The following is a 1,782-nucleotide window of genomic DNA, read 5'->3' as shown; positions in this document are numbered from 1 at the left end:
CGCCGGCGGGCCTGCCGCCCGAACCGGTCTCCGGCGCGAACGCGCGGCCGGACGGCGTCACGACCCTCACCGTCAACCAGCCGATGGGCGACGCCCGCACCGTCTTCGTCCTGCACGGCACCGGCTGGACCCCCGGCGAACGCCTCACCGTGACGATCGGCGGCACGACCTCGCCGCACCGCCCGCCCGTCGACGACCGTGGCACCTTCAACTACGCGGTCAACCAGGCGGACGAGTTCTGGCCCGCCCAACTGCCCGTCGGCCGGCACACCGCCACGGTCACCGGCGCCTCAGCCACCCGCACCGTCCACTTCGCGGTGCATCCCTAGCCGTCCCACCACAGGTTCTCCTGGTGGGACAGCCAGCGCGGATCGGTCAGCAGCGCCAGGTCCGCGGGGACGATCGCCGCGTTGTCCAGCAGCACCCCGACGACGACCTCGTCCGACAGCCGCATCCCGTGCCTGACCAGTCCCCGGTCGACCAGTTTGCGGCGCAGGGCCCGCAGGTGCTCCCCGACGCGGTCGGCGAGCCGTTCCCGGAAGCGCGGGTCGCCGTCGAACCGGTCCAGTTCGTGCCGTGCGCCCGTGGTCTCGAGGGCGGCGCGCGCGATCTCCGGGGTGCGGGGCAGTGCCGTGGTCCGCGACGGGTCGGTCATCCAGGGGCGGCACCAGAGCAGCGCGACCAGGAACAGCTTGGTGTTCCGGTCGAGGACCAGCGGGAGCAGGGTCGCCTCGCCGTCGAGGGCGGGCGGCGGTTCCGGCTCGTCGCCCGCCGCGACCTCCAGCCGGAGCGCCAGCCCGTCCTCCAGCATCGACCGGGAGCCGACCAGTGCCGTCCCGTCGCGCAGGAACCAGCCGCCGCCCGGCTCGCCGGGCCGGTCCAGCCGCGGCAGCCGGATCCGTTCGCCGCCCGTCTCGGCGTAGAGCGCGTGGGTGAGGCTGAGGTTGGCGATCCAGACGCCGCCGGGCAGCGGCGCGATCAGCCCGGCCCGCCGCGACAGCCCGCGGCCCACCCGCACCGTGACGTCCACGTCGGGGCCCCTGCCGAACACCAGCCGCCGTCTGAACTGCAAGGTCCGCCCCGACGGGGTAGCCAGTCGCATGTCGGCCATGTCGCGACTCTAGAACGGGCGGGCGTCCGGTACCCGGAGTTCCGGGATAGTGCTTTCCGGGAGAAAGCGGTTGGCTGAGATTCCCAGAGGCGCGGGCCGGGTGCTCCAGGAAACGGGCGAACGACAGGCCTGGAGCTCCAGGGTGTGGACGGGGAGCCGCGCCTCTGGCCCGTCTAGGGTTTGGGGCATGTCCTCCGGATGGCCCCCGCGTGATGAGATCAGGACTCTGCTCGAGGAGGCGCGGCGCACCCGCGCCATCGCCCGCGGCTTCCTCGCCGAGCACGCCGAGGCGTGCGCCGACGTCGGCCGCGCCCTCGATCCGCTGCGCGCGGGGAAGGCGCGGGCCGAACTCGAGCACATCCCCGCCGGACGGCTGAAGGACGTCACCGAGGGCAGGTTGCGGCTCGGGGCCGTCGAGCAGGCCGGGTACACGACCGTCCAGACGATCCTCGACGCGTCGCCGTACGAGCTCCAGCTCGTGCCGGGGGTGGGCGCGCAGACAGCCGCGCAGCTCCACGCCGCCGCGCGGCAGATCGCCGCGGCCGTCGCCGAGACCGTCACGGTCCGGATCGACGTCGACGACCAGAACCCGCAGTCGACGGCCCTGGTCACGGCTCTGTACCGGCTGGTCAACGCCGGTCCCGCCCTGCCCCAGGCCGTCGCGGCGGCGC

3 protein-coding genes are annotated in these 1,782 nt (G+C 74.2%); 2 read left to right on the top strand and 1 reads right to left on the bottom strand.

What is annotated here, in order from left to right; translation table 11 throughout:
* Positions 1-329, top strand: a 329-nt coding sequence (locus ACYVE7_RS33510) for a hypothetical protein (protein ID WP_460370525.1), incomplete at its 5' end; no start/stop codon positions are given.
* On the opposite strand, the gene ACYVE7_RS33505 is transcribed toward ACYVE7_RS33510, so the two are convergent.
* Complete coding sequence (locus ACYVE7_RS33505; RefSeq protein WP_460370523.1) at positions 326-1,111, bottom strand: hypothetical protein; 786 nt, start codon at positions 1,109-1,111, stop codon at positions 326-328. The genes ACYVE7_RS33510 and ACYVE7_RS33505 overlap by 4 nt on opposite strands.
* Before the next feature lie 187 nt (positions 1,112-1,298).
* Between ACYVE7_RS33505 and ACYVE7_RS33500 the strand changes: the two genes are divergently transcribed.
* On the top strand, positions 1,299-1,782 hold a 484-nt coding region (locus ACYVE7_RS33500; RefSeq protein ID WP_460370521.1), incomplete at its 3' end, for a helix-hairpin-helix domain-containing protein.

Source organism: Actinocorallia lasiicapitis (assembly GCF_054778695.1).
The sequence above is the reverse complement of the archived record's forward strand: the minus strand, read 5'-3'. Positions and strand labels throughout refer to the sequence as shown.